Genomic DNA, 26,412 nt, shown 5'->3' on the forward strand with positions numbered 1-26,412 from the left:
CCATCCCCATCGCCGGCAGCACAATGGCGTAGACCCAGGGATGCCCGAAGATCCAGAACAGGTGTTGCCACAAGAGCGGCTGGCCGCCGCCGGCGGTTTGGAAAAAGCTCGTCCCGAACTGCCGGTCCATCCACAAAAGGAAGAAAGCGAGGCTTACCGCAGGGATGACAATCAGATTGGCGACGCTCGCGGTCAGCGTGCCCCAGATGAGAATGGGCATACGGTTGATCGACATGCCCGGCGCGCGCATCTTGAACGCGGTGACGACGAAATTGGCTGCGCCGACGCTGGTCGAAATCCCGAGCAGCACCATGCCCAGCGCGTAGATGTCCTGATTGAGCCCTGGATTGAAGTCGCGCTCGGCATAGGGCGGGTAGTTGAACCAGCCGTCATTGGGCCCATTGCCGGTCACGAACCCGGCGTAGAGGAACAAGGCCGCGGCGAGGTACACCCAATAGCTGAGCGCGTTGAGCCGCGGGAATGCCATGTCGCGACTGCCGAGCAGCAGCGGCCACAGGAAGTTGGAGAAGCCCGACAGAATCGGCGACGCGAACAGGAAGATCATCGTCATACCGTGCGTCGAGAACATCTCGTTATATTGCTCGGGGGTCAGCAAGTGGACATCGGGGCCGACGAGCTGGAGCCGGATCACCAGCGCTTCGAGCCCGCCGAGCGCGAGCAGGACGAACGCGGTGATGATGTAGCGGATGCCGATCTCCTTGTGATCGACCGTGGTCAGCCAGCCCTTGAGCCCCGGCGCGGTCGCCCAGATCGCGTGCAGCCGCGCGCGCAGTTCGGGCGTGTCGTCGCCGATCGCCGGCGTGCGAAGCGCGGCGGGCCTCATTTCAGGGTCTCCAGATAGGCGTCGAGGTCGTTGAGCTGCTGCCCGGTTAGCTTCTGGTTGGGCATCAGCGCGCCGGGCTTGACCGTCTGCGGGGCTTCGATCCAGCCCGCGCGGTTGCCGCGATTGTTCAGCAGCATGCCTGCGGCGATCAGGCGGCGGCTCATCAGATGGGTGAGATCGGGGCCATAATGGGAGGCAGCGAGCGTGCCGCGGACGGCATGGCACATCGCACAGCGATATTGGACGAACGCCTGCCCGCGCCGGGCGGCGTCGGTGGCGGGGGGCGGCGCGGTCTGCAATTGCGCCATGCGCCACCGCGCGAAATCGGCGGGCGGGTCGGCGACAACCTCGAACCCCATCTCGGCGTGTTCGAGCCCGCAATATTCGCTGCATTGCCCGCGATAGCGGCCGGGCGAGTCGGCCTGCAGCCAGGTCAAATTGATCTGGCCGGGGATCGCGTCGGTCTTGCCCGACAGTTGCGGCACCCAGAAGCTGTGGATGACGTCGCCGCCGTGCAGGCGGACCAGCACCTTGACCCCGGTCGGGATGTGGATCTCGTTCGCGGTCAGGAACGTCTCGGACGGCGACGCGCCGTCATAGCGGACCTCCCACCAATATTGATGCGCGGTGACGTCGATCGTGAGACCGGCGCGGCGCGGCGGCCCGACGACGCTTCCGAGCGCCGCCATCGTCCAGATCAACGAGATCGCCAGCGGAACGGCGCTGATGATGACGCCCCACTTGATCCAGCCGAGCCCGTTGCCGCCGCGCTCGACCGCGACGTCCGCGCTATCGGCGAATCGCGCGCGCCGCACGCCGCCCCACAGCAGGGCGGCGATCACGATGCAGACGACGATCGACACCACGAGCACGTACCAGGTCAACGGCACAATCGTGTTCGCGCGCTCGCCCGAGCCGGAGAGATAGGCGAGCGGCGCTGCGCTCATGCCGCTGCTTCCTCGAGCGAGCGCCACGCACTGCCGAGGCAGCGCATCGCCAGCCACAGGAACAGCAGGCAGCCTGGCACCCACATCAGGGCGCCGCCCAATTGCTGGTCGGCGAGCGGCGTGAGACCCCAAGCCTCGGTGGTGGCGTAGTGCGGGCGGTACATCGGCCATGACGCAAAGCAGATCACCGCGCCGAGCAACCCCATCTGCATCGACGTCAGCGCGCCGGCGGCAAAAGCGTGCGCCGAATGCTGGCGAAGCAACGTCGCCCACAGCCAGATCGCGCTGCCGAACAGCGAGATGTGCATCGCCCAGTAAATGACCGGCGACGCGAAGGTCGCTTCATAGGGCGCCGGCATGTGCCAGAACCACAGGAAGGCGAAGAACAAAGCGCTCGCAGCCCATAGCGACGCCGGTCCCGCAAAAATCCGGTAGCGCGACAAGGACGAGGCGATGATCGGCGCCGCGATCAGGATCAGGATCATGTGCTGCGCGATCCGCGCCGAGAACAAAGACACCGACAGCGCGCAGAGGGGTGAGATGAAGGCTAAGGTCGCGATGGCCCATCCTGAGGCGGAGAGCCGCCACGAGTTGCCGCTCTGGCGATCGGCGACACAATGCGCGACGGCGATCAGGGCGAGCGCGGCCAATAGAACCGGATCGAGATTGAACCTGGCCCACAATTCGCCCGGAACGGGCGGCGCTCCGCAATAAACGGCCCCTGCAATCGGCAATGGTCTCCCCTTTTTAGGCTTCGGCGTATTGGTCGTGCTTGCTTTGCTCTTCCTCGAATGCGGCCAGCGCCGCTTCGGCAACTTCGGTGTCCTGATCGACGGTGCCGCCGCTCGCGCCGATCGCGCCGATGACGGTGTCGCCGACCTTGATCGGAATGCCGCCGCCGAAAATGACGATGCGATCGTGATTGGTGTTCTGGATTCCGAACAGCGGCTCGCCCGATTGCGCCATGTCGGCGAGGTCGCCGGTCGGCATATCGAACGCGCGCGCGGTGAAAGCCTTGTGGATCGCAATGTCGATAGAGCCCAGCCACGCCCCATCCATCCGCGCGAAGGCGAGCAGATTGCCCCCGGCATCGACGACGGCGATGTTATAGGGAACTTCGATCTGCGCCGCCTTGGCTTCGGCGGCGGCGAGCAGCCGGCGGGCGTCGCCGAGCGATAGCGTTGTGATCGTGGTTGGCATGCCAATGGCCTCCCGGGTGGTCCCCCGGACAACAGTTCGAGGCCGATTTGGTTCACGGGCGTGACGAAATTTCTGTTTTTCTAACATGGGTTAAGCGGATCGCTCGGCGGCGTATCTTGCAACGATCCGTCGCCTTGCCGCGTTCATCGCGATTACCGCTTTGGGGGCTGAATGAGACGATCGCTGCTTGTCCTGCTGCTGCCGGCCGCGGCGACGATCGGAGCGCGCAGCGCGTCGGCACAGGACCGTGGCGATATCGTTATCACCGCCGCGCGGTTACCGGGCGGCGCGGATGCGGCGCGGCTTGCCGTCGCCACCCAGACGCTGACCGCGGAGGATTTGCGTCGGCGCGGCGAGGCCGATCTGCTCGATCACCTCGACGGCGATCTTGCCGGAGTCAGTTTCGACCAAGCGCAGGACAATTCGTTCCAGCCCGATCTCTTCTACCGCGGCTATGAGGCGAGTCCGTTGGGCGGCGACGCTCAGGGTTTGGCCGTGTACCTCGACGGCGCGCGCTTCAACCAGCCGTTCGGCGACACGGTCGACTGGGATCTGATCCCCGACATTGCGATCCGGCGAGTCACGCTCGAAAGCGCCAATCCCGCGTTCGGCCTGAACGCGCTGGGCGGTGCGGTGGCGATCGACCTGAAGTCGGGCCGCGACCTGGCAGGCGTGACGGCGACCGCCTCGCTCGGCAGTTTCGGGCGGCGCTCGGCCGCGGCGGAGGCGGGGACCAAGACGGGCGCCTGGTCGTTCTATCTCGCGGGCCAGATTCGGCACGACGATGGCTGGCGCGACTTCTCGCCCTCGACCTTGCACCAGGCCTATGCCGATATCGGGCTGGACCGCGCCTGGGGTTCGGTCGATCTCAAGCTGGTTGGCGCGGCAACCGACCTGACCGGCAACGGCACAGCCCCGGTCGAGCTTCTCGCGGCGCGGCGCGAATCGGTGTTCACCTATCCCGATGCCAGCCGGAACAGGTATGCGCGGGCGCAGCTTGCCGCCAAGATTGCGCTCGGCCGGCTGACGTTGCAGCCGTCGGTCTATTTCGCCGGCTATCGCCAGCAAACCGCGAACGGCGATCTGTCCGATGCCGGGCCGTGCGACGACGATCGGTTGACCCTGTGCCTCGACGGTGACGATGGCGCCCGGCTGACCGACGGGGCGGGCGCGCCTTTTGCCACGTTGCTCGGCGATGGCACCTACGCGCAGCTCAACCGCTCGCGGACGCGAACCACCGGCTATGGCGCGTCGGTCGAGCTGAGTGGGCGTTTCGGGGCGCATTCGGTCGTCGCGGGTGCTGGGGGGGACGGCAGCTGGTCGCGCTTCGACGCGCAGTCGCTGCTCGGCCAGCTATCGTCGAGCCGCGGGTTCGAGAACGCGCAAGGCGTCATCGACATGCCCGATGGGCCGATCCGGCCGGTCGACGTGGCGGTTCGCCGCAACGATTTCGGGATGTTCGTCGGCGATATTATCGCGGTGGACCGTCGAGTCGATCTCTCGCTGTCGGCACGCTACGACCTCAGCACCCTCGGACTCGACGACCGTCTCGGCAGCGCGCTCGACGGGCGCCATCGGTTCGCGCGGCTCAATCCGGCGATGGGTATCACTTGGCGCGCATCCGACAACGTCACGCTCTATACCGGCTATGCCGAAACGAGCCGTGCGCCGACCCCCGCCGAATTGTCGTGCGCCGACCCGCAGGCTCCGTGCTCGTTGTCGGCATTCTTCGTCGGCGATCCTGACTTGAAGCAGGTCGTTGCGCGGACCTGGGAAGCGGGGGTTCGCGGGCAAAGCGCGCGGCCCGGACTCAGCCTGTCGTGGCGCGCCTCCGCATGGCGCGCGACCAATAGCGACGACATCGTGTTCGCCGCCAGCGACACACGCGGCCGGGCCTATTTCCGCAACGTCGGCAGGACGCGTCGGCAGGGGATCGAACTGGCGCTTGGGGCGACGCGCGGGCGCTGGTCGCTGGGTGCGAGCTACACGCTGACCGACGCCACCTATCGCGACGGGTTCGCGGTCGCTTCGCCCGACAATCCGGCTGCCGTCGATGGCGTCATCGCGGTACGGCGCGGCGATCGATTGCCGGGGATCGCGCGCAACATCGCCAAGGCGCGAATCGCATGGCGGATCGCGGAGGGCGCGACGCTGTCGCTCGACGGACAATGTCAGAGCGGTCGCTGGCTGCTGGGCGACGAAGCCAATCTGACGCGGCCGACGCGCGGCTATTGCGTCGCCGACGCGGCGGCGTCGGTCGCGCTCGTGCGCGGTGCCACGGTCTTCGCCGACGTGGATAACCTATTCGACCGCCGGTATGAGACCTTCGGCGCGTTCACTGAAACGAGCACCGTCGCGCTGGCGGAAGCGCCGGGGGCGAGTAATCCGCGAGCACTGAGCCCGTCGGCCCCGCGGACCCTCCGGGTGGGTGTGCGGATCGCGTTGTAAGTCGTTCCACGCTGCGAGCGCGCTTAATTGTGCAAGTCTAGAGCAAGTGCATTGCGACTTCAGACTTTCCTAAACATTTGCAGGCAAAGCTGCGACCTCGGTTATCCGAGTAATAAGTGTGACGCGTGACCTTCTTCCAGCGGCGGATTTGGATCGCGAAGGTGTCGCCAGTCCGAGCGATGCGGACCGGCGCGTTTTTCATCGCTATACCTCGCGGGGCGCGTCGTTTCCCGTGCGCATTGCGGCGACCGAGTGCGAGATTCGCCTGAAGGATATCTCGCGCGGTGGCGCTTCGGGTCTGATCTGCGAGCCGGTGAAGGTCGGCGACTATATGATCGTGCAGTTCGATCCGAAACATCGGGTTGAAGCTCAGGTGCGGTGGGTGCGTCGGCTGCTGGTCGGCGTCACATTTACAAACCGCCTGAGCGCGCTCCTCGTAACCGAGCTAAACGCTCGCATCGATCCCCGACGCCAATGGGACGACTGACTGGGTTTTTTGATGCGTTTACGCGGCAATACCGAATAATTGTTAGGGGCGACGGGATTCGAAACCTGCCACCCCCACGCCCCCAGTGTGATGCCAAGACATTGCCCTCCTTGGGACATTCTCCCGGAATTTGGCGCCCTCTAACGACCAGTGTATTTGGGTCTGACCTATCCACGCCGAGTGAACTATCCGGCCGCACTCGAGCACAAACGGGCTGAATTCAAGGTGCAGTAAGCAATGATAGACAGCATCAGGCTGGCGTCGCTGTCCGACCGAGCGCGTAACGACGCAACGAGCGCTGAGATGATCCTGCTCGGTCGAATTATGTCTGGCGAGCGCGACGCATTCGAGGAATTGTATCGGCTTTATCACCCGCGCCTGACTCGCTTTTTGCTCAACCTGGTGCGGCGGCCGACCTTGGTTGAAGAAGTGCTGAACGACACGATGATGGTGGTGTGGGATCGCGCCGACAGCTTCAATGGCGCGAGCAAGCTGTCGACCTGGATCTTCGCGATTGCATATCGCAAGGCGATGAAGGGGCTTCGGCGGCAGGACGAGGCCGTCGAGGATCGCGACGCCGAGCAGCGCATCAGCCCGGGCGCGAGCCCCGAACAACAGTCGGCGCAGCACCGCATCCACGCGCTGCTGCTGAAGGCGATGGACGAGCTATCCCCGGCGCACCGGGCGGTGGTCGACCTGACATATTTTCACGAACTCGGGTATCGAGAGATCGCAAGCATCCTCGGATGTCCGGTCGACACGGTGAAGACGCGAATGTTTCATGCCAAACGTCACCTCCGGCGCAAGCTGGCGGGTGACTTGGATGACTGGATCTAGGAAGAGTTTCGATGGCCGACATCATCAAGCTGCGCGGCAGCCCGCACGAACAGGCGCAAAGGCTGCTGTCATGGTACGTCAACGAGACGCTCGACGCCGAAGAGAAAGCGCTGGTTGACGCGCATCTGGCGGAATGCGCCGAGTGCCGCGCCGAACTGGCTGGCGAAGAGAAACTGGCGCGCGCGATCGCGACGTTGTCGATCGATGCCGAGCATGGCTGGTCGATGCTGAGCGAGCGGATCGACGCGTCGCCGACGCCGCGCCGTCTCGCCGAGCCTGTTCCATTCGTTCGCCGGAAGGTATCGATTGGTTGGGCTTTTGCGACACCGCTCGCGGCGGCCGCTGCGGTAGCATTCGCGATCATCGGGGTGCAGCCGACCGCGCAGCCCGGCCAGATCTATCGCGCCTTGGGGTCCGCCCCGACCGCGCAACCGGGCAACATCGTGCTGATGTTCAAGCCCGATGCGAACGACCGCGACATGCGCGCCGCACTCGCCAAGGCTGATGCCCGCGTAGTCGATGGGCCGAGCGCGGCGGGGGCCTATGTGCTGAGCGTGGTGCCGGCGAAGCGCGAGCAAGCGCTGGCGGGGCTCCGCGCGTCGCCGCTGGTCGTATTGGCTGAGCCGATCGACGCTGGTCCGCCGCGGTGATCCGGCGGCTGCTCCTCGGTCTGGCGCTGGCGATGACCGGCGCGATGGCGCCGATCGCGGTGGCCCCGGCTTATACGCAGGAGCTTTCCGATAAGGCGGCCGACCGGCAGATCCTGGTGATGCTAAAGATGGGGCCGCCGCATTTTCGGCCCAATTCGAGCTATGGCGGCAGTTATGGCGATGTGACCGCGATGGCCACTCGGCGGCGAATCGCGATCGGGATCGCCAAGCGCAGCGGGCTGACCCTGGTCGACGGCTGGCCGATGCCTCTGCTCGGCGTCGACTGCTATGTGATGCAGGTCCCGGCGGGAATGAGCGTCGACGATGCGATCGCGCAGGTGTCGAAGAACCCCCGGGTCGCCTGGTCGCAGCCCCTACAGACCTATCAAGCGCGAGGGTCCCCTGCTTCGAGCAGTCTCAACGACCCTCTGTTCCGCGCCGAACCCGCCGCCTCCGCCTGGCGGCTTGCCGATCTCCACCGCATCGCCACCGGCCGCGGCGTCAACGTCGCCATCATCGACAGCAAGGTGGATGTCGGCCACCCTGACCTTTCGGGACAATTCATCGCCAATATGGACTTCGTGTCGAGCGGCAACGTGCCGAGCGAAGCGCACGGCACCGGCATCGCGGGGATCGTCGGTGCGAAGGCGGACAACGGCATCGGCATCGCGGGAATCGCACCCGATGCCCGAATGATGGCGCTCCGCGCTTGCTGGCAGACTGCCGCCGGTCCGACCTTGTGCAACAGCCTTAGCCTCGCGCGGGCTCTCCAATATGCGATCGAACATGGTGCCGGCGTGGTCAATCTGAGCCTTGCCGGACCGAACGACGAGCTGCTCGGCAAGCTCATTTCGATAGCGCTGTCGCGCAACATCGTGGTCGTGGCCGCATACGATCCGGCGCTGCCGCAGGGCGGTTTCCCAGCGTCTTTTGCTGGCGTCATTGCGGTATCCGATGAATCTTTGCAGTCTCGCCCCGCGCGCGTGTACGGTGCGCCTGGCCGCGACGTGCCGACGACACAACCGGGGGGTAAATGGTACCTGGTCAATGGCAGTTCCTATGCGGTCGCGCATGTCAGCGGGCTGGTCGCTTTGGTGCGCGAGCAAGGCGCGCGCACAAAGCTGGCGCTGGCACGGTCGCCCGACGGGGCGATCGATGCGTGCGCCACTTTGGTTGGGACATCGCCTGCCTGTGATTGCACCTGCGCGATCAACCGGCGGCTCGGAATGGTGCGAAAGCGCTAGGCGTTGCTGGGCTGGCCTGGCGGCGGTGCTGCTGGGTTTCGGGATCGTCCCGGGGGCGCACGCGCAGGTTGCGGGAAGCATCGACATCGAAAGCGATTACCGGCTGCGCGGCTATTCGCTGAGCGCTGGTCAGCCGACCGCGACGGCACAGATCAGCTACGACGACGATTCAGGTCTTTACCTCAACCTGTCCGCAACCGATGAGCTGACGCGCGACGGCGCTCGCTTCCTGGGAGTGCAGGGCAACATCGGCTATGTCCGCCGGTTGAGCGCGAAACTGTCGATCGATGGCGGCGTTACACGCACGCAATACCGCGCAAGCTATGCCGGAGGGCGAGCGCAGCGTTATACCGAAATCTATCTGGGTTTCACCGCCGACCCGATCACCGCGCGTATCTATTTCTCGCCCGATTATTACAGGGCGGGCGTACAGACGATCTATGGCGAGGTGGAGGGCGTGATCCACCCGATGAAGAACTGGCGGCTGAGCGCGCATATCGGCAGCCTGAGCTATCTGTCCGCACCGTCTACCTATTTCTCCAGCAAAACCCGATACGATTGGCGGCTGGGTCTTTCCCGCCAGTTGGGAAATTTCGACCTTCACGCGGCTGTATCCGGCGGCGGTCCTGGCCAGCAATATTACTATGGGCATTCGCGCGATCGCACCGCGGTCACCGCGGGCGCCAGCTGGAATTTCTGATGGCCGTTTAAACCTTTGGCGCTTGTTGCGGGATCAACCCGTCGAAGCAGCAAGGGATCGATCGATGGCGGCAGGCATTCGGGGGATGGCGATCGGGATCGCGGTGGGTGCACTATCGATCGCCGTCGCCGCGAATTCGCAGGCCGCGCCGCACCAGTTCACCGTGACGATGTCAAACATGAATTACGGGGCGCTGCCGAGCACCGCCAAGGTCGGTGACACGATCGTCTGGGTCAACCGCGACACCGTGCCGCACACCGTCACCGCGCGCGACCACAGCTTCGACCTGCGCGTCGCGCCGGGGCAAAGCGGGCGGATGACGCTGCAGAAAGCGGGGATCATCCCGATCTACTGCGTGTTCCATATGATGATGCGCGGGACGCTCAAGGTCGCGGCGAAATGATCAGCCTTGCCTGACGATCATCACTTGCCCCCAGGGGAGCGGCATGACGGTGTCGGCCTTGCCGGCGAAGAAGGCGGTGAAGACCTCACGCACCTCGCGGTCCTTATAGTCGTCGCCGATCAGGATCCCGCCGGCGACCAGTCGCGGGTGGAAGAAGTCGAGCGCGTCGCGCGTCGCGCCGGGCAAATCGAGATCGAGATGGACGAACGAGAAGCGTTCCTCCCCCAGACCGCTTGCGGTTGAAGGGAAGACGCCCGGGCGGATACGGATGTCGGGATAGGGGGAGAGCAGGGCCTCCACCATGGCAAGCGCGCCATGCGTCGTGCCGAAATGGCCGCGAACCTCGGCCTCGCTACTGAATCCACCGGGCGCGGCGCCTTGCAACGTATCGAACACATCGAACAGATAGAGCAGCGCGTCGCCTTTCGCCTCGGCGATCAGCCGGGCGCTGCCGCCCATCAGCACGCCCGCCTCGGCCATCGCCCCATCAAGTCGCGCGGCGGTGCGCACCGCGATCCTGATCTGCAGCGCGGCGGCATCGTTGAGCAGCAGTGCAACCCGTTTTCTGGTGTCGCGGATCAGCGCGAGGTCGGCCTGCCACTCGGGGCCAAGCGGCGCGGCGATCGACCCGCGGCGGGCGAGGAGCGAGCGCATCAGGCGGCCGGGCAACCCGCGCCAGTTCGTCCGCTCACGCTTGAGCGCCGGGTTCATGCGGGCCGCGCGGCGCGGCGCATCTCGACGCAGGCGATCGCGAATAGCGCGCCGAGCAACGGCGTTCGCAGCGGATAATCGACCAGGCTCGATGCCATGAGGATCACCGTCATTGCGATTGCCGCAATCGCCAGCGACCGGCGCGTCGTGGATTCGCGCGACCCCGCCGCGCGGATCGCGGTGCGCGCCCACCACGAGCAAAAGATCGTGAGCAGGATCAGCGCGGGCACGCCGCCCTCGATCGCGAGCTGGAGCGGCTCGTTATGCGCTTGGTTCATGTAGATCGTCGACAGCTGGGCATCGGGCTCGAAGCGGCGATAGACGCTGTCGAACGACCCGAACCCGGAACCCAGCGGCAGGAACGCGCGCGCGGTCTCGATCAACGGCGCGAGCATCGCGCTTCGCGTCTCGCCAGCCGGATCGGGGTGAATCAGCCGCGCGATCGCGCCGCCGCGAGCGGCGAGCAGGATCATGCTCGCGAGGATCAGCGCTACACCGCCCGCGCCCGTCGCCCATCCTCGCGCGCCTTTGGGCAGCAGCCGTTGACCCGAGGCACGGAAGCCGACCACCGCCCCCGCCACGCCGATTACTGCCAGCAATAGTCCCATCCGCGAGGCGGTAAGGATCAGCGCGAGCAGGAACAGCGTGCCGAGGCCAATCGCCGTGAACACGATCAACGGCCGATTGCCGCCCTCGCGCAGCTTCAACCCGGCAAGCGCGCCCGTCATCGGCAGCGCACACGCCATCAGCACGGCCTGATGGTTGCGGTTGGCGAACAGCCCGACCGGCGCGTTCTCGCTGCTTTCGCGAAACAGATGGAGCGAGTCGCCGCCCATCGCGAGTTGAACCAGCCCGAGCGTGGCGCCAGCCGCGGCGACCGCGACCAACGCCATGACGAGCCGCTGGCGCGATCGAGTATCGAGATGGAGCGCCGCCAACCCCGCCGCGAGCGCTGGCAGTAAGCCACCGAGCGCGTTCAGCGTCAGATCGGGTGTCAGGCTGAGCGGACGCCAGCCGGCAGTGCCGCTAGCCTCGGCGATCACGGCATAGGCGTCATGGCCGGGCAGCGCCGCCCAGAGCGACGGTGGCAGCGGGATGAGCTGGACAAGGACCAGCCCGAAAATACCGCCCGCAGCGATTAGGGGAGCGGTCTGGCGGCGCAGGGTCGCCCAGTCGAGCGGCCACAGCGTCGCGGTGACCGCCACGACCGCGATCACCCGCGCGACCATTTGTTGGTCCTCGTCATAGCGTGAGGCGCCGCCGGTCAACGCGAGCGCGGCGATCAGTACGACGGCGACGGTCAGCCGCCAGCTTTGCCCGAAAAGGCGCGGAGCGCCATGAGCGGCCATCGACGCTTGCCGCGACGCGGCCACTTCCCTCCCGCCTCGCTGGAGTTAGGAACTGGCCGGTTTGCTGTCCTTGTTGTTGTGGCCGAGCGCGACGGCGGCGATGACGACCAGGACCAGTCCGCCCACGGCAAGCGCCAAGGTCGCGCCGTTACCCTTGGCCTTGCTGCCATTCTTCACCGGCGCGCCGGCGCGAACGTCCTGGTTGGTCAGCGACAGCTTGGCTGCCGGATTGGCGGGCGCCGCGGACGCGGGCGTGGCGATCATCGACAGGGCCGCGGTGGCGGCGGCGGCGTTGCTCAGGCGCATGGCTACCCCTTTTTCGGTACGGCTCGCCCACTCGCGAACCAGCGATAAGTACCCGGGCGCGCGAAGGCGGTTCACCCCGTGCATCCAAAAAGCGCGCGTTGAACCCCGCTGTCGGCGCGGGGAACTCAACTGGTGACAATTGGGGTGAAATCGTGCGTCGCATCTATCGCCGGTCTGGACGTGCCGCATGCCGGCGTTGAGCGCCGTCGAGGGCTATCGGCGGTGGGCGCCGAGTTATGCACGCGAGACCGCGATCAGCGCGCTCGAAGACAAATTGGTGAGCGCGATGACGCCGCCGCTCGCCGCGCGGCGGTTGCTCGACGCCGGGTGCGGGGTCGGGCGACGGCTGACCGATTGCGGCGCGGCCGAGGCGGTCGGAGTGGACCCCAGCGCCGCCATGCTCGAAGCCGGCGTCGGCTTGGGTAAGGTTGCTTCCGGGGTCAGGACGCTGATCGGCGACGTTCACCATTTGCCCTTCCCCGATCGAGCGTTCGATGTCGTGTGGTGCCGCCTCGTGCTGGGCCATCTGGCGGACATCGAACGGGCCTATGCCGAACTGGCGCGAGTCACTGCGGCGGGCGGAACGCTCGTCGTCAGCGATTTCCATCCCGCGGCGCACGCCGCCGGACATCGCCGCACCTTCCGCGACGATGACGGCGTGCACGAGGTCGAGCATTACGTCCACGATCTGTCGGCACATGCCGGTGCGGCGCGCGCTGCCGGGCTTACCCCGACCGCCACTCGCGAGGCAGCGATCGGGCCGGATGTCCGCGATTTCTACGAGCATGCTGGACGAGCCGGCCTGTACGCCGCCCATCTCGATTTGCCGGTAGTGCTCGCCATCGCTTTCCGGCGCGAGGGCTGAGGTGCGGATGCTGGTCAACGCCCGCAACCGCAGCGTCGCGATCGAGGGCGAACGGATCGTCGAACCCGTTGGTGCCTTCGACATGGTGATCGATTGCCGCGATGCCGATGTCCGCCCCGGGCTGATCAATGCGCACGAGCATCTGCACCGCAACCATTACGGCCGGATGGGCGGCACGACCTATCGCAACGCCTCTCATTGGGCGGAGGACATCCAGGTCCGCCACCGCCACCGCGTTGCCGACGGACGCCGCATGCCGCGGCGCGACGCGCTGCTCACGGGCGCGTGGAAGAACCTGTTCGCCGGGGTGACCTCGGTCGTCCATCACGATCCTTGGGAAGCCGAGTTCGATCGCGACTTCCCGCTGCGCGTGGTCCGCGTCGCCAACGACGATTCGCTTGGGATGACGCCAGCGCTGGGACGTATCGCGGGTGCGTCGCCGTTCAGCCTGCACGTCGCCGAAGGGTTGGATGACGCTTCGGCGGACGAGGTGCGCACGCTCGAGGCGAGGGGGCTGCTCACCGCCGATCTGATTGCGGTGCACGGCGTCGGGATGGATGCCGATGCCGTGTCGCGCTTTCGCGGCTCGGGCGCGGCTTTGGTCTGGTGTCCGAGCTCCAACCTGTTCCTGTTCGGCCGGACGGCGCCGCGCGCGCTGTTGGACGAGGGCGTCGACGTGCTGCTCGGCAGCGACTCGCTGCTCACGGGCGAAGGCGACCTGCTCGACGAATTGCGCTGCGCCCGCGCGATCGGCGGGCTCAGCGATGCCCGGCTCGATGCGGCAGTCGGCAGCATCGCCGCGCGGCGGCTCGGGCTGGAGGAGCCCGGGCTCGACCCCGGCGCGCGGGCCGATCTGATTCTGATCGGCCGGCCGGTGATCGACGCGAGCGCGAACGACGTTCGGCTGGTGATCGCGCGCGGCGTGCCGCGCCTCGCGCGCGCCGACATCGCCGCGCAGTTCGGTCCGATCGCCGAGCGCGGCGCGCAAATGACCATCGGCACGGTGACTCGCTGGACCAGCGCCGAACCACCGCAAACCGGGAGGAATTCATGAATTTTGCCGTCGCGTCACGTGGCGCCCGATCGATGGTGTCGGTAAGCGCCTTCGCCCTTGCGGCGTGCCTACCGTTACCGGCAGGCGCGCAGACCGCGCCCGATCCGGCCGCCACCCCGGCGCCGACGCCGCCGGCTACGCCCGCCGATGCGCCGTCGAGCGACCAGTCCGTCCCGGCCGCCGACGCCGCACTCCCCGCCGACGCCCAGCCGAGCATGCCGCGCATCGACATCCTGTCGAAGAACACGATCTCAATGCTGTTCGATGCTCGCCTCGCGGTGGCGAACGGCGAACGCTCATTCACCAACAGAGGCCTCGGCAAGACTCGGTTCGAGGGCACCGCCAACGGCGATTACAAAGTCTATGCCGTACCGGTCGAAGCCGACTTGATCTGGCTGCCACGCTTCACCCCGTCGCTTACCGCGAACGTCTCCGCCGCGTGGCAACGCGATCAGGAGAACAAGTTCGATCTGATCGAGGCGTTCGTCAATTTTCTGCCGCCGCAGACCGGCAAGGTCGGAGTCCAGTTTCGCGCCGGGTTGATGTGGCCGGAAATCTCGCAGGAGCATTCGACCGGCGGCGCGTGGAGCGTGGTCAACACCATCACGCCGTCGGTGATCAATTCGTGGGTGGGCGAGGAAGTGAAGGTGCTGGGCGTCGAGGGCACCGTTCGGGCGACGCTCGGGCAGAGCGAACTGGGGCTGACCGGCGGGATATTCGCGGGCAATGATACATCGGGGACGCTACTTTCCTTTCGTGGCTGGGCACTGCACGACGAGAAGGCGACCGGGTTCGGGCACTTCCCGCTGCCGCCGCTCAACCCGTTCATAAGACTGTTGCAAGAGGACCGGACTCGATCGACGATCGAGCTGGACAACCGGCTCGGATTTTACGGCCGGCTGGAATGGCGTCCGCCGATACCGGTCGGGGTCGCTTTGTTCTATTATGACAACCGCGGCAACCCTCAGGCCTTCACCCCGAACGGCCAATGGGGCTGGCGAACGCGTTTCTGGAACTTGGGGATAAACGCCGATCTGGGCACCAACACGCGGTTGTTGCTTCAGGGGATGAGCGGATCGACCATCATGGGGTTCAAGACCGGCGGGGTGCCGTGGGTCCACACCTATTTCAACGCGGCCTATGCAATGGTCACGCGGCGGATCGGCGACAAGCTGGCGATTTCGGGTCGGGTCGAAGCGTTCAATACGCGCGAGCATGGCAGCGAAATGTCGCCGCTCGAAAGCGAGGACGGCTGGTCATCCACTGTCGCCGCGCGGTACAACCTAACCGATAACCTGACGTTGTTCGGTGAAGCACTCAATGTGCGCAGCCGACGCGGCGTACGCGCCAATCTTGGACTCCATCCATTCCAGGCGCAGACGGTGTTCCAACTCGCACTGAGGTTTCGGCTGTGAGGCGCGCGCTACTGACGCTGTGCGGCGCGCTCGTCCTTGCGGGTTGCGCGAACGAGCCGCGACTCGGGGAGACCGCGCAGCCGATGTCGGTCACCAAGCTGGATGATTTGCCGCCACCCAGCGGCACTGATCTCGTCGCCGCGACCGCCCCCTACCGGATCGGGCCCCTCGATAAGCTCAACATCGCAGTGTTCGGCATGCCCGAACTCACCGGCAGCTTTCAGACCGACGCCGCCGGCCATCTTTCGATGGCGCTGGTCGGCGAGATCGATGCGTCCGGCAAGACCCCGAAGGAACTCGCCACCAGCATCGATCAGCGGCTGCGCGGCATATATGTTCGCGACCCTCAGGTAACGGTAAATCTTGGAGAGACGACGAGCCAGGTCTTTACCGTCGATGGTCAGGTCGGCCAACCGGGGAGCTACCCCGCGATCGGCAACATCACGTTGATGCGGGCGGTCGCCAACGCCAAGGGCGCTGGCGACTATGCGCGGCTCGACGATGTCGTTGTGTTCCGCACCGTCGAAGGCAGGTCGCTAGCGGCGCTGTATAACCTCGGTGCCATCCGGCGCGGGCTGTACCCCGATCCCAGGATCTACGCGAACGACATCATCATCGTCGGCGATTCGAAGGCGCGGCGGATGTTCGAGAAATTCCTGCAAATCGCGCCGTTGCTGACCACGCCGTTGGTCCTCGCGCTCGAGAGGGTCCGATGATGGATAGCATTTCGCCGCGGATGCTCGGGATGGTCGGGGATGTGCAATTGCTCGCCGGGAGCACCGGAACAGCGGCGCGGCGCAACCCGCCGCTGCGCCGGTTGATCCGCTTCGCCTCGCGCTGGCGGTGGGTACTGCTGGGCGGCGTCGTGGCGGGGATGCTGATCGGGCTGATCCTGACCGCGATGATGACTCGCCAGTACAGCTCGACCGCGCGGCTCGAAATCTCGCGCGAGACCGCTCGCGTCGTCACCAATATCGACAGCGTTGAGCGCGACACCAGCATCGGCGACCAGGAATTCTATCAGACGCAATACGGCCTGTTGCAAACCAAAGTACTTGCCGAGCGGGTCGCGCGCGACCTGGATGCGATCGATAACCGCGACTTCTTCAAGATGTTCGATCGCGGCGACCTGTTCGACGGCAGCGCAGCGGAAGTGAACAGCCCCGCGCGCCGGGCCAAGCGGGTAGAGATTGCCGGGCGGATCCTGCTCAATCATGTCGGCGTCGCGCCGGTACGCGGATCGCGGCTGGTCGATGTCACCGCGGTCACCCCCGATCCAGCCTGGTCGCAGCGGATCGCGCAGACCTGGACCAAGGATTTCATCGACGCCAACCTCGAGCGGCGGTTCGAAGCATCGGACTATGCGCGGCACTTTCTTGAAGGGCGGCTCGAACAATTGCGCGGCAAGCTCGAGGAGTCGGAGCGCCAGGCGGTCGCCTACGCATCGAGCCAGGGGATCATCAACCTGCCGCAAGTAGGCAACAAGGACGGGACGTCGACCGTCGGCGGGGACCGTTCGCTGCTGACCGACGACATCACCACGCTCAATGCTGCGTTGGCCGCAGCGATCGCTGACCGGATCGAAGCACAGAACCGGCTGGCGGCCTCGCGTCAGCCGGGTGCCAGCAGCGAGGCGCTGGGAAATCAAGCCATCACCGATCTGCGCCAGAAACGCGCAGAGGCCGCCTCCGAATACGCTAAATTGCTCGCGGAATTCGAGCCCAAATACCCTCCGGCCCAGGCTCTCGCTTCGCAAATCCGGGTGCTCGACAGCGCGATCGGAGCAGAGGAACGCCGCGTCCAGACCTCGCTGCAACAGGGATATGCTGCCGCGTTGGGTCGCGAGCGCGCGCTACTCGCGCGGGTCGCCGGGCTGAAAGGCGATCTGACCAATCTGCGTCAGCGCAGTATCCAGTACAATATCTACCAGCGCGATGCCGACACGAACCGCGAACTGTATAATGCGCTGCTCCAGCGCTATAAGGAGATCGGCGTCGCGGGGGGAATTGAAAACAACAATATTGCCGTGGTCGACGCGGCCAAGCTCCCAGACCGGCCGTCGCAACCCAGGCTGATGATTAACCTGCTGCTGGCGATGCTTGGCGGCGGGCTAGCGGGCGTGATTCTAGCGATCGGGCTCCAGCAAATCGACGAAGGGATCGGTGATCCGGCCGAAGCGCAGGAAAAGCTCGGATTGCCGCTGCTCGGCACACTGCCCAAAGTCAAATCGGGATCACCGCTCGAAGCGCTCGAGGATCCACGATCATCGCTGGTCGAGGCCTATCTCGCGGTCCAAGCCAATCTCGAACTGTCGACAGCCCGCGGCATGCCGCGGTCGTTCGCGGTCACCAGCACGCGCCCTCGCGAGGGGAAATCGACAACGGCGATCGCGCTGGCGCAATCACTCGCGCGGGCGCACCGCAAGGTCGTGCTTGTCGACGCCGATCTGCGCTCGCCGTCGGTGCACAGCGCCTTCGGTGTGTCGGCCGACAGCGGCGTCAGCAATTTCCTCGCGGGCAACGACAATTTTGACCGTTCGCTCCATGCGACTTCGCACGAAGGATTGAGCGTTTTGCCCGCCGGGCCGCCGCCGCCCAATGCGGCCGATCTGCTGACGGGCGACAGGCTGCGCGAGCTGGTCGAGAAGCTGCGCGAAAAGTTCGATCATGTGATCGTCGATTCGCCACCGGTGATCGGGCTGGCCGATGCCCCCCTGGTTGCCTCGGCGGTCGATGCGGTGGTCTATGTGGTTGAGGCGCGATCGATCCAGGCGGGCGTGGTGCGCACCGCGCTAGCGCGGCTCGCATCGGGGCACGCCAATGTGCTCGGCGCAGTACTGACCAAGTTCGAGGCCAAGCGCGCGCATCTCGGGCACGGCTACGGGTACGGCTATGAATATGGTTATGGGCGCTAACCGGCAGTTATAATGCGCGCGGCGGTGATTCAGCGAGGTGCGATCGTCGCCGGTGCGTTACTCGCGAGCGCGGCGGTGCTTCAGGCAGGTATCGCGCAGAGGGTGAGCCTCGCCGATCCTGCTCTCGCCGCGCGGATCGCGCCGGGCAACGCCCGGATCGCTGTGACTGCGGCGAACTCTGCGATCACTCGCGGCGCGGATGTGGCCGATCCGGATGTTCAAGGATTGGTCGTCGCTGCCTTGAAGCGCGACACGACGGTGACAGCGGCGATCGAGCTTCGCGCAGTGACATTGGGCGTGAAGGGGGAGCCTCGGCGCGAGGCGCAGTTGTTTGGGCTATCCAGCACGATCAGCCGGCGAAGCTTGCCGACGCGGTTGTGGCTGATCCAGCGCTCGGTCGAACGCGGCGATGTCGCCGGCGCGTTACACGACTTCGATGTGGCGTTGCGCACTTCGGCGGCGGCGCCACCGATACTGTTTCCGGTGCTCGCGGACGCAACGAGCGATGTCACGCTGATCGGCCCGATCGCGCAGATGCTGGACCAGCCGAGCGACTGGCGATTGATGTTCCTCAACTTCGCGCTGGCGCACGGTGACGCGCGAAGTATCGGCGAGACCGTGGTCAGGATGCGCGACCATGCGTTCGTTAAGGCTAACGGCCTGGACAGGGTGCTGATCGCGCGGCTCGTAGAATTGCGTTCGTTCGCGTTTGCCGGGCGAGTGCGTGATGCCTTTTCGGAGGGGACGCGGTCCCCGCTGATCGCCGATGGCGGATTTGCCGACCCGTCGGCGGGGTATCCGTTCGGCTGGCAGTTGACCGATCGCGGCGACGTCGGGGCCGAGCGCGCATTCGCCGGCGGGCAGACAGTCTTGTCATATCGCGCCGAGCCGGGTCGGGGCGGGCAAGTCGCGGCACAGCTACTATTGCTGGCGCCGGGCAGGTATCGACTGGCGACCAGAACTGCGTCTGCGAGCGATACGCGGCCTTACTGGACGCTGACCTGCGGTGAGCAGCGCAGCGCAGCGCTAATCCGGCTTGATCTTCCGACGCAGGACCGCGCAACGAGCGAGGCGAATCTGACCATCCCCTCAGGCTGCGCGGGACAGTGGTTGACTTTGACACTACAGCCGGGCGGCGCAGCAGGAGGTCAGACAGGCACCGTCGCCTCAGTCTCAATCAGTCGCCTTTAGGCTGCAAGATATACTGCCCCCAAATGCCGATGCCGAGCGGCCGCGTCTTACATCCAGCGCCAATCGGGCGATAGCGGCACCGCGCCGCGATCGCGACCGATGGTGCGTTGTCGACCTCGGTGAGCCACCACCAGCGGCGCTCGCGATCGGAAAACAGTCGATGCGCCTCGCCTATGATCGTGTGAGCAAGCTTCTGGCCGCGCGCCTCGGGCAATGTCCACATATTGCCGACTTCGAGATCGTCCGATCCCATGAAGGGCGAGCGATGCCAGCGCGGGCTAACCACCAGCCGGTGGACCTTCCGACCGTCCTGCCAGACCGTAAGCTCGGTAAATTCATTCGTCGCGAATACGCGGAGCCTGGTGAACAGCCACCATATGTAATTATCGAAGGTGCGCGATCCGCTTGGCGGAAGACCGCGGCTGGCGGGCTGCCAGATGCGCATGACCATACCGGGCGGCAGGGCAAGGACAGGCGGCGGCGGGTCGCCCGGTTTGAGTTCGAAGAAGACCATATTGCCGTCACTCATACCCTCAGTCCCGGCGGCTTGGCGTCGAGAAGCGGAGCATTACGAGCGCAGACCTGGCGAAGTGCCCGCTCGGCCCCCCAGCGCGCGAGAATCGCGTCGATCCCACGAAGCGCCGCGGGCTTGGCGACGATCGAGAGCGCGGTTAGCCAGATCAGTCGCAGGTCGGTCTTGAAATCGCGGCGCTCGACATAGAGCAACCCAAGCCGGCTCTTCCACGGGCGGATTACCGAATCGTATAGCGCATCGGGATCGGCCGCGGCGTCGAGAATGTCGCCCTCGTCAGAGAAGACGATCGACGACAAATCGGTGATCCCCGGCCGCACGTCGAGCAGGTGCAGTTCGGCTGCAGTGTAGCGATCGACGCCGCCGCCACGCGTGTTTGGTCGCGGGCCGACGACGCTCATGTCGCCTGCCAGCACGTTCCAGAATTGCGGGAGCTCATCGAGCTTCCAGCGTCGTACGAAGTGACCGATCGCGGTGACGCGACCGTCCGATTTCGCGGTCGAGGTACCCCCACGTTGCAACGCGTCGACCCGCATCGAGCGCAGCTTGATCATCCGGAAATCGCGGTTGCCGCGCCCGACCCTGATCCCGCGATACAAAGGTGATTTCCCGTCCTGCGCCCAGATCGCCAGCATCGCCGCGCCGATCAACGGCGAAGCAATCACCAGCGCCACAAGCGACAGCGCGATATCGAGCAGGCGCTTGGCGATCACGATGCGAGCATCTCGACAAGGACGGCGACGACGGCGTGGCGGTCCATGCCGTATCGTGCGCGGAGATAGTCTTGATCGCCGACGACGTCCGGATAGCAGTCGTGCAGCCCGATGCGCCGGAAATGACCGAGGGCTACGCCGTTCTCAAGGCAGACTTCGGCAACCGCCCCGCCCAGCCCGCCGATGACATTATGCTCTTCGAGCGTGACGACATGGCGGCATTCGCCCGCTGCGTGACAAATCGCGATCGTGTCGAGCGGTTTTATCGTGTGGACGTCGATTACCCGTACCTGCCGGCCCGATTTGCTGAGCAGATCAGCGGCGGCGATCGCTTCGCGCAATATACCACCGGTGGCGAAGATCACCGCATCGTGGCCATCGCGCACTTGGCGTACCTTGCCGAGTTCGACCTCGCCTTCGGGCAGCCCGGCCCCGCTTTTGTCGAGCCGTAGATAGGCCGGGCCGCCGCGCGCGTGCAGCTGACGAGTCAGCGCATAGGCCTGCCACGGGTCCGACGGGGCGACGACGGTCATCCCGGGCAGCGCGCGCAGGATCGCCAGATCCTCGGTCGCAAAGTGCGACATGCCAAGCTGGCCGTAGGAAAAACCGCCGCCGACGGCGACTGCGGTGACGTCGGCAGCGTGATAGCAAACGTCGTTACGCAGTTGTTCGAGGCAGCGCAGCGTCGGAAAATTGCCGATGGAATAGGTGTAGCTGCGCGCGCCCGTCAGCGCGGCACCGCACGCGACGGCGGTCATGTTCTGCTCGGCGACACCAGCGTTGACGTAATTCGCCGGAAAGCGTTCGATGAAGTCGGTCAGCACGCCGAACCCCAGGTCGCCGTTAACCAGCAACACGCTCGAATCCTCGGCCGCGAGTTCGGTTAGCGCGCGGACGAACGCGTCACGCATCGGGCACGCCGAGCTCGCGCATCGCGGCAACGAACTCTTCGCCCTGCGGCGAGCGGTAGTGCCACAGCACCTGGTTCTCCATGAACGACACGCCGCGGCCCTTGACCGTATCGGCGATGATGCATGTCGGGCGGTCGGTCGTGACCGCCGCCGCCTCGAACGCCGCCTTGAGTTGGTCATGGTCGTGCCCGTCGATCCGTTCGACCGCCCACCCGAAGGCGCGCCATTTGTCGGCGAAGGGTTTGAGCGCGAGCGTCTCGGAGACCGGGGCGATACTCTGGAGCTTGTTATGGTCGATCACCGCGCACAGGTTCGACAACCGGTGGTGCGCGGCGAACAGTATCGCTTCCCAGTTCGATCCCTCGTCGCATTCGCCGTCGCTGAGCACGACGAACACTCGCTGCTCGCCGCCCGTACGGCCCAACTGCAGCGCCATCCCGGCCCCGATCCCGAGCCCGTGGCCGAGCGACCCGGTCGAGAATTCGACGCCGGGTACGCCCTTGTGGCTAAGGTGTCCCGATAGGTTGGAACCGTTGACGTAGTGGCGGTCGAGGTCGGCCACCGGAAAGAAGCCGCGTTCGGCGAGCGCGGCATAGACGCACGCTCCGGCATGCCCCTTCGACAGGACGAAGCGATCGCGCCCCGGCCAGCCGGGGTTGCCCGGATCGAGGCGCAGGATATGGCCGTAAAGCACCGCCGCGACGTCGGCCATCGACAGTCCCGATCCGACATGCGAGCTGCCGCCGCGGCTGCACATTCGTACGATGTGACGGCGCAACCGCAGTGCGAGCTCGATCGTGTCGGGCACGGTGAGTGGCTCGATTTTCACGTAAAGAACTCGCGCACGCCATCGATGACGCGATCGACCTGTGCGTCGCTCAGCAAGTGATTCATTGGAACTAGCAGGGATCGGTCGAAGAAACGGTCGGTCCTCGGCAGTGGTCTGCCAACCCCAAGATTGGCGAAGTCGTGGATGCCGACGCCGCCCCATTGCACGATGGTGCCGATCCCGCGCGTCGCGAGGTGGGCGCGCAATAGATCGCGACGATCGCAGCACATCTCGTAGTTCTGGAAGACGTCGAACCGGCGCGGATCGCCATCGGGCGCGGGAGGCAGGTCGAGCTCGGCGATACAGGCGAACGCTTCGTGGTAGCGCTTGGCTATTCCGCGCCGGCGCTCAAGCACTTCGTCGTACCAGCCCAGCTTGAACGTCAGAATCGCCGCGTGGAGGTTGTCGATCCGCGCGTTGGTGCCCCACACCGCGCAATCCTTTGAGATGATTTTGTCGCGGCCTGCGCCATGATTACGCATCGCTCGCGCGGTCTGAGCGATGGCGTCGTCGCCGGTTACCAACGCACCGGCGTCACCGAAACAGCCCAGCGTCTTCGACGGGTAGAAGCTGAATGCTCCCCAGTCGCCGAACCGCCCCGCCGGCACTCGATCGAGGGTTGCGCCAAGTGCTTGCGCGGCATCTTCGACAACGAACAGGCCATGTTCGTCAGCGATCTTGCGGATCGCCGCCATGTCGCAGGTTCGGCCGTTGACATGCACCGCCATGATCGCTCGCGTTTTGGGTGTAATCGCCGCGCGGACCGCGTCTGGATCGATCAGCCAGTCGTCGCCCAATTCGATCGCTACTGGGACCCCGCCGGCAAAATGAATGGATTGCGCCGCGGCGACGAAAGCGTGGCCAGGCACGATCACTTCGTCACCCGCGCGCAGCCCGACCGCGCGCAGCCCGATCAGCATGGCATTGGTGCAATCCGACATCCCAATGACGTGCTTGACGCCCAGATAGCGCGCGAGCGCCGCCTCGAATTCATTGACGCCACGTTGCAGGATGAACTCGCCCGCCGATGCGGTCTCGTCGAAAATCCGGCGATAGTCGTCGGCGCGTTCCGCGTAGAGAGCTTTCCAGTCGAAGAAGGGGACCGGAAGCGCCGATGACATGAACTTCGTGACCCCCTGACCGACACCAACGGGCACGGCCCGCCGCTCAAGCGATTGGTGCCTGATTTTCCGGAACCGGTTCAACGCCGCGGCCGGGCCGGCGGGGGTGGGATGCGGGTCCTCTATCTGACTCAATGGTTCGAACCAGAGCCCAACATTATCAAGGGAATCCGCTTCGTACGCGCGCTGGAGGCGGCTGGGCATGACGTGACGGTGGTCACGGGATTCCCCAATTACCCGGCCGGGCGGCTCTACCCCGGCTACAGGCTACGGTTAGTGCAGCACGAGACGATTGAGGGCGTTCGCGTCATTCGGCTGCCGCTCTATCCGAGCCACGACGCGTCGTCACTGCGGCGGTCGCTCAACTTCCTGTCGTTCTTCGTTCCCGCGCTGATCTACTGCCTGTTTCGCGCGGGGCGTTACGATCTCGCCTATGTCTATCATCCGCCGATCACGGTCGGGCTCGCGGCGGCGATGGCAGGGTTGGTGCGTCGATTGCCGTTCGTGCTCGACGTGCAGGATCTGTGGCCGGACACGCTCGCCGCGACAGGGATGGTCGGGGCGGCGCGGCTGATCGGGCCGATCGGCGCGCTGTGCCGTTTGATTTATCGACGTTCGCTGGGAATCATCGCTCAGTCCGAAGGGATGAAGCGGGCGCTGGTCGGGCGCGGCGTGCCGGCGGGCAAAGTGATGGTTATCCGCAATTGGGCCGAAGCCGAGTTTGCCGCCGTTCGCGATCGCGCCTCCGGCACGGGGGCAGTCAGTTTCGTCTATGGCGGCAACCTTGGCCGCGCACAGGCGCTCGAGACGCTGATCGATGCGGCAGCTATCGCGCGACGTAGGCGGCGGGGAATCCAGGTCACTTTGTACGGCGACGGCGTCGATGCGGAGGCATTGCAGTCGCGTCCTGGCGCCAGTGCCGCCCGTTTTATGGGGCGAGTCCCGGCGCAGCAAATCCTGCCGATCTTCGCCGCCGCCGATGCTTTGTTGCTCCACCTGCGCGACGATCCTTTGTTCGCGATCACGATTCCGTCGAAGACCCAATTCTACCTCGCGATGGGCCGCCCGATCGTGGCTGGCGTGGCGGGGGAAGCGGCCGATATCCTGCGCCGCTCGGGCGCGGCGATCGTCGTGCCGCCTGGCGATCCCGACGCGTTCGCCCAAGCGTTGATCGAGATGGCGGCACTGTCTGCGGGACAGCGCGACGCCATGGGGGCGGCCGGCCGGGATTACTATGCGGCGAATTTCTCATTCGAGCAGGCGATGCGGCGAACCCTGACGCTGATCGAGGGTACTAAAGCTCGAGCGATGAGCAAGCGACCAGCCCGGACATGAGCGCATACGCCCTTGCCGCGCCGCCTCCGGCCTCGCGATTCGTGCCGGTCGTGACACCAGCCGGGCTGACCCGTGCGCCGCTCATGATCGTGTTCGGCTATGTCGTCGCGACCTTCCTCCTCTTCCTGCTGTGGCCGATCAACTGGCCGATCTATGACGGCGCCGACTGGCTGCGGCTGATTGCTTATGTTGGCGCCTGCCTGGTGGCGATCGCTTGGGCAACGATGGCCGGATCGGCGGGCCCTGCTCGTGTGACGGCGCCGCTCCCCTGGCTGAATATCTTGCTCCCCGCTGCCGCCCTCGCCGCTGTCCTGCTGCTGGTGCCATCGAGTTTTGCCTATACTGGCAAGGGTCCGTGGGACATGATGGAGGCGCTGCAGGATCAGGGCGGAGCCTATCACCGGCTGCAGCTCCAGCTGCTGACCACCACTGGCCAGCGCACAACGATCGCGGTGCTGCGCGCGTCAGTCGCGCCGTTCATCTACGCCGCACTTCCGCTCGGCATTATTCACTGGCGCCGGATCGGATGGATCGGCCGCGTTTCGGTACTAATCGCGGTCATGACCTCGATCATCTTTTCGATCATGCGCGGCACCGACAAGGAGATCGCGGACCTGTTCGTAATCGGTACCGCCGCGGCTTTCGTTTCATTCGGTCGGGCGTGCGTGATGGGAGAAGCGAGCGCGCAGATGGCGAAGCGCTATTGGGCGCCGGCGTTGATCGGTTTCGTGTTCCTGTATTTCGCGCAAGGGCTGTTCACCGAACGCAAAGACGAGCGCCTCGGCGGCTATGCCAGCCGCACAGCGGTCTGTGCCAACGACAGCCGGATTTGCGCCGATCTCGACAATCCGGCGATCGCTTGGCTGCCATTGCGGCAGCGGTTCGGGCTGACCGTCTTTATCCTGTCGACGTGCTCCGGTTATTACGGGCTCGAATTGGCGATGGAGAAACCGTTCGAGCCGGGCTGGGGCGTCGGCCATTCGCCCGCTGCTCTGTCGGTATACGAGACCGTGACGGGAGACCGCGAGCCCCATTTGAACACGTACACGTATCGCAACGGCGCCGATCATTGGTCGGAGGACAATTACTGGTCGACACTGATCGCGTGGATCGCGAACGATGTGGGCTTCGTCGGCGCGATCCCCGTGCTCGCGCTGATCGGCTTCGTGTGGGGCAGATGGTGGCGCGAGGCCGCGGCGGGCATGAGCGATCCATCCGCAGTGCTGTTCGCGCTGGCAACGACAATGATCTTCTACTTGCCTGCCAACAACCAGGTGCTGGCTAGTTACGACGGCTATACGATCTTCGCTACTTGGATCGTGATATGGCTGTGGCATCGATCGCGTCGCGCTTTGTCGGTATCGGTCCCGACGGGCCTGGGTTCCCCGCCATAATCCGCAAGCTGG

Annotated in this window: 27 protein-coding genes; 15 read left to right on the forward strand and 12 right to left on the reverse strand. The window is 65.5% G+C overall.

Annotated features, from left to right (window positions below; genetic code table 11):
• The 4 genes from VH326_RS12845 to VH326_RS12860 all read right to left on the reverse strand — a co-directional run.
• On the reverse strand, positions 1 to 844 hold an 844-nt coding region (locus VH326_RS12845), incomplete at its 3' end, for a cbb3-type cytochrome c oxidase subunit I (RefSeq protein WP_329632232.1).
• Positions 841 to 1,791, reverse strand: coding sequence for a cytochrome c oxidase subunit II (gene coxB / locus VH326_RS12850; RefSeq protein WP_329632233.1), 951 nt, complete (start codon positions 1,789 to 1,791; stop codon positions 841 to 843). The genes VH326_RS12845 and coxB, both read right to left, overlap by 4 nt.
• Entirely contained in the window at positions 1,788 to 2,441 is a 654-nt protein-coding gene (locus VH326_RS12855; RefSeq protein ID WP_329632234.1) for a cytochrome c oxidase assembly protein, read from the reverse strand. Before VH326_RS12855 ends, coxB begins: the two co-directional genes overlap by 4 nt.
• A 97-nt stretch (positions 2,442 to 2,538) precedes the next feature.
• On the reverse strand, positions 2,539 to 2,991 hold the full coding sequence (locus VH326_RS12860) for a heme-binding protein (protein WP_329632235.1): 453 nt from the start codon (positions 2,989 to 2,991) through the stop codon (positions 2,539 to 2,541).
• A 171-nt stretch (positions 2,992 to 3,162) separates the two neighbouring features.
• Between VH326_RS12860 and VH326_RS12865 the strand changes: the two genes are divergently transcribed.
• The 7 genes from VH326_RS12865 to VH326_RS12895 all read left to right on the forward strand — a co-directional run bounded on the left by VH326_RS12865 (position 3,163) and on the right by VH326_RS12895 (position 9,760).
• Positions 3,163 to 5,439 (forward strand): TonB-dependent receptor, encoded by a 2,277-nt coding sequence (locus tag VH326_RS12865; RefSeq protein WP_329632236.1) that lies wholly within the window; start codon positions 3,163 to 3,165, stop codon positions 5,437 to 5,439.
• A gap of 118 nt (positions 5,440 to 5,557) precedes the next feature.
• Complete coding sequence (locus VH326_RS12870; protein ID WP_329632237.1) at positions 5,558 to 5,926, forward strand: PilZ domain-containing protein; 369 nt, start codon at positions 5,558 to 5,560, stop codon at positions 5,924 to 5,926.
• Between the two features lie 237 nt (positions 5,927 to 6,163).
• Entirely contained in the window at positions 6,164 to 6,763 is a 600-nt protein-coding gene (locus VH326_RS12875) for an RNA polymerase sigma factor (RefSeq protein WP_329632238.1), read from the forward strand.
• An 11-nt stretch (positions 6,764 to 6,774) separates the two neighbouring features.
• The gene (locus tag VH326_RS12880) at positions 6,775 to 7,413 is read left to right on the forward strand and encodes a zf-HC2 domain-containing protein (RefSeq protein WP_329632239.1); all 639 of its coding nucleotides are present in this window, start codon (positions 6,775 to 6,777) and stop codon (positions 7,411 to 7,413) included.
• Entirely contained in the window at positions 7,410 to 8,657 is a 1,248-nt protein-coding gene (locus tag VH326_RS12885) for a S8 family peptidase (protein WP_329632240.1), read from the forward strand. Before VH326_RS12880 ends, VH326_RS12885 begins: the two co-directional genes overlap by 4 nt.
• Positions 8,658 to 8,682: 25 nt before the next feature.
• Positions 8,683 to 9,357 (forward strand): TorF family putative porin, encoded by a 675-nt coding sequence (locus VH326_RS12890; protein ID WP_329632241.1) that lies wholly within the window; start codon positions 8,683 to 8,685, stop codon positions 9,355 to 9,357.
• 64 nt (positions 9,358 to 9,421) lie between these two features.
• Positions 9,422 to 9,760: a cupredoxin domain-containing protein gene (locus VH326_RS12895; RefSeq protein WP_329632242.1), complete on the forward strand. Its 339-nt coding sequence runs from the start codon at positions 9,422 to 9,424 to the stop codon at positions 9,758 to 9,760.
• On the opposite strand, the gene VH326_RS12900 is transcribed toward VH326_RS12895, so the two are convergent.
• From VH326_RS12900 to VH326_RS12910, 3 genes are read right to left on the reverse strand one after another with little or no spacing between them, the layout of a single operon-like run.
• Positions 9,761 to 10,471, reverse strand: a complete 711-nt coding sequence (locus VH326_RS12900; protein ID WP_329632243.1) for a TylF/MycF/NovP-related O-methyltransferase — start codon at positions 10,469 to 10,471, stop codon at positions 9,761 to 9,763.
• On the reverse strand, positions 10,468 to 11,820 hold the full coding sequence (locus tag VH326_RS12905; RefSeq protein WP_329632244.1) for an O-antigen ligase family protein: 1,353 nt from the start codon (positions 11,818 to 11,820) through the stop codon (positions 10,468 to 10,470). Before VH326_RS12905 ends, VH326_RS12900 begins: the two co-directional genes overlap by 4 nt.
• 45 nt (positions 11,821 to 11,865) lie before the next feature.
• The gene (locus VH326_RS12910; RefSeq protein WP_329632245.1) at positions 11,866 to 12,126 is read right to left on the reverse strand and encodes a hypothetical protein; all 261 of its coding nucleotides are present in this window, start codon (positions 12,124 to 12,126) and stop codon (positions 11,866 to 11,868) included.
• 187 nt (positions 12,127 to 12,313) lie between these two features.
• Between VH326_RS12910 and VH326_RS12915 the strand changes: the two genes are divergently transcribed.
• The 6 genes from VH326_RS12915 to VH326_RS12940 are packed head-to-tail and all read left to right on the forward strand — an operon-like array spanning position 12,314 to position 19,565.
• Positions 12,314 to 12,991, forward strand: a complete 678-nt coding sequence (locus VH326_RS12915) for a class I SAM-dependent methyltransferase (protein WP_329632246.1) — start codon at positions 12,314 to 12,316, stop codon at positions 12,989 to 12,991.
• A 7-nt stretch (positions 12,992 to 12,998) separates the two neighbouring features.
• The gene (locus VH326_RS12920) at positions 12,999 to 14,045 is read left to right on the forward strand and encodes an amidohydrolase family protein (protein ID WP_329632247.1); all 1,047 of its coding nucleotides are present in this window, start codon (positions 12,999 to 13,001) and stop codon (positions 14,043 to 14,045) included.
• Positions 14,042 to 15,460: a hypothetical protein gene (locus VH326_RS12925; protein ID WP_329632248.1), complete on the forward strand. Its 1,419-nt coding sequence runs from the start codon at positions 14,042 to 14,044 to the stop codon at positions 15,458 to 15,460. The genes VH326_RS12920 and VH326_RS12925 overlap by 4 nt, the downstream gene beginning before the upstream one ends.
• Positions 15,457 to 16,176: a polysaccharide biosynthesis/export family protein gene (locus VH326_RS12930; protein ID WP_329632249.1), complete on the forward strand. Its 720-nt coding sequence runs from the start codon at positions 15,457 to 15,459 to the stop codon at positions 16,174 to 16,176. The genes VH326_RS12925 and VH326_RS12930 overlap by 4 nt, the downstream gene beginning before the upstream one ends.
• Positions 16,176 to 18,374 carry a polysaccharide biosynthesis tyrosine autokinase gene (locus VH326_RS12935; RefSeq protein ID WP_329632250.1) on the forward strand — a complete coding sequence of 733 codons (2,199 nt, stop codon included), beginning with the start codon at positions 16,176 to 16,178 and terminating at the stop codon, positions 18,372 to 18,374. The genes VH326_RS12930 and VH326_RS12935 overlap by 1 nt, the downstream gene beginning before the upstream one ends.
• Before the next feature lie 12 nt (positions 18,375 to 18,386).
• On the forward strand, positions 18,387 to 19,565 hold the full coding sequence (locus VH326_RS12940) for a hypothetical protein (RefSeq protein ID WP_329632251.1): 1,179 nt from the start codon (positions 18,387 to 18,389) through the stop codon (positions 19,563 to 19,565).
• Here VH326_RS12940 and VH326_RS12945 read toward each other — a convergent pair.
• From VH326_RS12945 to VH326_RS12965, 5 genes are read right to left on the reverse strand one after another with little or no spacing between them, the layout of a single operon-like run.
• Positions 19,552 to 20,094 carry a GNAT family N-acetyltransferase gene (locus VH326_RS12945; protein WP_329632252.1) on the reverse strand — a complete coding sequence of 181 codons (543 nt, stop codon included), beginning with the start codon at positions 20,092 to 20,094 and terminating at the stop codon, positions 19,552 to 19,554. The two genes, VH326_RS12940 and VH326_RS12945, sit on opposite strands and share 14 nt — an antisense overlap.
• A complete protein-coding gene (locus tag VH326_RS12950) occupies positions 20,091 to 20,810 on the reverse strand; it encodes a sugar transferase (RefSeq protein WP_329632253.1) in 720 nt (239 codons plus the stop codon). Before VH326_RS12950 ends, VH326_RS12945 begins: the two co-directional genes overlap by 4 nt.
• Positions 20,807 to 21,721 carry a transketolase family protein gene (locus VH326_RS12955; RefSeq protein WP_329632254.1) on the reverse strand — a complete coding sequence of 305 codons (915 nt, stop codon included), beginning with the start codon at positions 21,719 to 21,721 and terminating at the stop codon, positions 20,807 to 20,809. Before VH326_RS12955 ends, VH326_RS12950 begins: the two co-directional genes overlap by 4 nt.
• Complete coding sequence (locus VH326_RS12960) at positions 21,714 to 22,550, reverse strand: transketolase (RefSeq protein WP_329632255.1); 837 nt, start codon at positions 22,548 to 22,550, stop codon at positions 21,714 to 21,716. The genes VH326_RS12955 and VH326_RS12960 overlap by 8 nt, the downstream gene beginning before the upstream one ends.
• Positions 22,547 to 23,671 carry a DegT/DnrJ/EryC1/StrS family aminotransferase gene (locus VH326_RS12965; protein WP_329632256.1) on the reverse strand — a complete coding sequence of 375 codons (1,125 nt, stop codon included), beginning with the start codon at positions 23,669 to 23,671 and terminating at the stop codon, positions 22,547 to 22,549. Before VH326_RS12965 ends, VH326_RS12960 begins: the two co-directional genes overlap by 4 nt.
• A 111-nt stretch (positions 23,672 to 23,782) precedes the next feature.
• Between VH326_RS12965 and VH326_RS12970 the strand changes: the two genes are divergently transcribed.
• The gene (locus VH326_RS12970) at positions 23,783 to 25,006 is read left to right on the forward strand and encodes a glycosyltransferase family 4 protein (RefSeq protein ID WP_329632257.1); all 1,224 of its coding nucleotides are present in this window, start codon (positions 23,783 to 23,785) and stop codon (positions 25,004 to 25,006) included.
• The gene (locus VH326_RS12975) at positions 25,003 to 26,400 is read left to right on the forward strand and encodes a hypothetical protein (protein ID WP_329632258.1); all 1,398 of its coding nucleotides are present in this window, start codon (positions 25,003 to 25,005) and stop codon (positions 26,398 to 26,400) included. Before VH326_RS12970 ends, VH326_RS12975 begins: the two co-directional genes overlap by 4 nt.
• The last annotated feature ends 12 nt before the right edge of the window (positions 26,401 to 26,412 follow it).

Source organism: Sphingomonas sp. (genome assembly GCF_036269755.1).
Lineage (GTDB): Bacteria > Pseudomonadota > Alphaproteobacteria > Sphingomonadales > Sphingomonadaceae > Sphingomonas.

What these genes read in the sequence shown, in the direction of transcription:
- coxB (WP_329632233.1), bottom strand. Translation starts at nt 1,791, where the DNA reads ATGAGCGCAGCGCCGCTCGCCTATCTCTCCGGCTCGGGCGAGCGCGCG.
- VH326_RS12860 (WP_329632235.1), bottom strand. Translation starts at nt 2,991, where the DNA reads ATGCCAACCACGATCACAACGCTATCGCTCGGCGACGCCCGCCGGCTG.
- VH326_RS12865 (WP_329632236.1), top strand. Translation starts at nt 3,163, where the DNA reads ATGAGACGATCGCTGCTTGTCCTGCTGCTGCCGGCCGCGGCGACGATC.
- VH326_RS12875 (WP_329632238.1), top strand. Translation starts at nt 6,164, where the DNA reads ATGATAGACAGCATCAGGCTGGCGTCGCTGTCCGACCGAGCGCGTAAC.
- VH326_RS12880 (WP_329632239.1), top strand. Translation starts at nt 6,775, where the DNA reads ATGGCCGACATCATCAAGCTGCGCGGCAGCCCGCACGAACAGGCGCAA.
- VH326_RS12895 (WP_329632242.1), top strand. Translation starts at nt 9,422, where the DNA reads ATGGCGGCAGGCATTCGGGGGATGGCGATCGGGATCGCGGTGGGTGCA.
- VH326_RS12900 (WP_329632243.1), bottom strand. Translation starts at nt 10,471, where the DNA reads ATGAACCCGGCGCTCAAGCGTGAGCGGACGAACTGGCGCGGGTTGCCC.
- VH326_RS12905 (WP_329632244.1), bottom strand. Translation starts at nt 11,820, where the DNA reads ATGGCCGCTCATGGCGCTCCGCGCCTTTTCGGGCAAAGCTGGCGGCTG.
- VH326_RS12910 (WP_329632245.1), bottom strand. Translation starts at nt 12,126, where the DNA reads ATGCGCCTGAGCAACGCCGCCGCCGCCACCGCGGCCCTGTCGATGATC.
- VH326_RS12915 (WP_329632246.1), top strand. Translation starts at nt 12,314, where the DNA reads ATGCCGGCGTTGAGCGCCGTCGAGGGCTATCGGCGGTGGGCGCCGAGT.
- VH326_RS12920 (WP_329632247.1), top strand. Translation starts at nt 12,999, where the DNA reads ATGCTGGTCAACGCCCGCAACCGCAGCGTCGCGATCGAGGGCGAACGG.
- VH326_RS12925 (WP_329632248.1), top strand. Translation starts at nt 14,042, where the DNA reads ATGAATTTTGCCGTCGCGTCACGTGGCGCCCGATCGATGGTGTCGGTA.
- VH326_RS12935 (WP_329632250.1), top strand. Translation starts at nt 16,176, where the DNA reads ATGGATAGCATTTCGCCGCGGATGCTCGGGATGGTCGGGGATGTGCAA.
- VH326_RS12940 (WP_329632251.1), top strand. Translation starts at nt 18,387, where the DNA reads ATGCGCGCGGCGGTGATTCAGCGAGGTGCGATCGTCGCCGGTGCGTTA.
- VH326_RS12945 (WP_329632252.1), bottom strand. Translation starts at nt 20,094, where the DNA reads ATGAGTGACGGCAATATGGTCTTCTTCGAACTCAAACCGGGCGACCCG.
- VH326_RS12955 (WP_329632254.1), bottom strand. Translation starts at nt 21,721, where the DNA reads ATGCGTGACGCGTTCGTCCGCGCGCTAACCGAACTCGCGGCCGAGGAT.
- VH326_RS12965 (WP_329632256.1), bottom strand. Translation starts at nt 23,671, where the DNA reads ATGTCATCGGCGCTTCCGGTCCCCTTCTTCGACTGGAAAGCTCTCTAC.
- VH326_RS12970 (WP_329632257.1), top strand. Translation starts at nt 23,783, where the DNA reads ATGCGGGTCCTCTATCTGACTCAATGGTTCGAACCAGAGCCCAACATT.
- VH326_RS12975 (WP_329632258.1), top strand. Translation starts at nt 25,003, where the DNA reads ATGAGCGCATACGCCCTTGCCGCGCCGCCTCCGGCCTCGCGATTCGTG.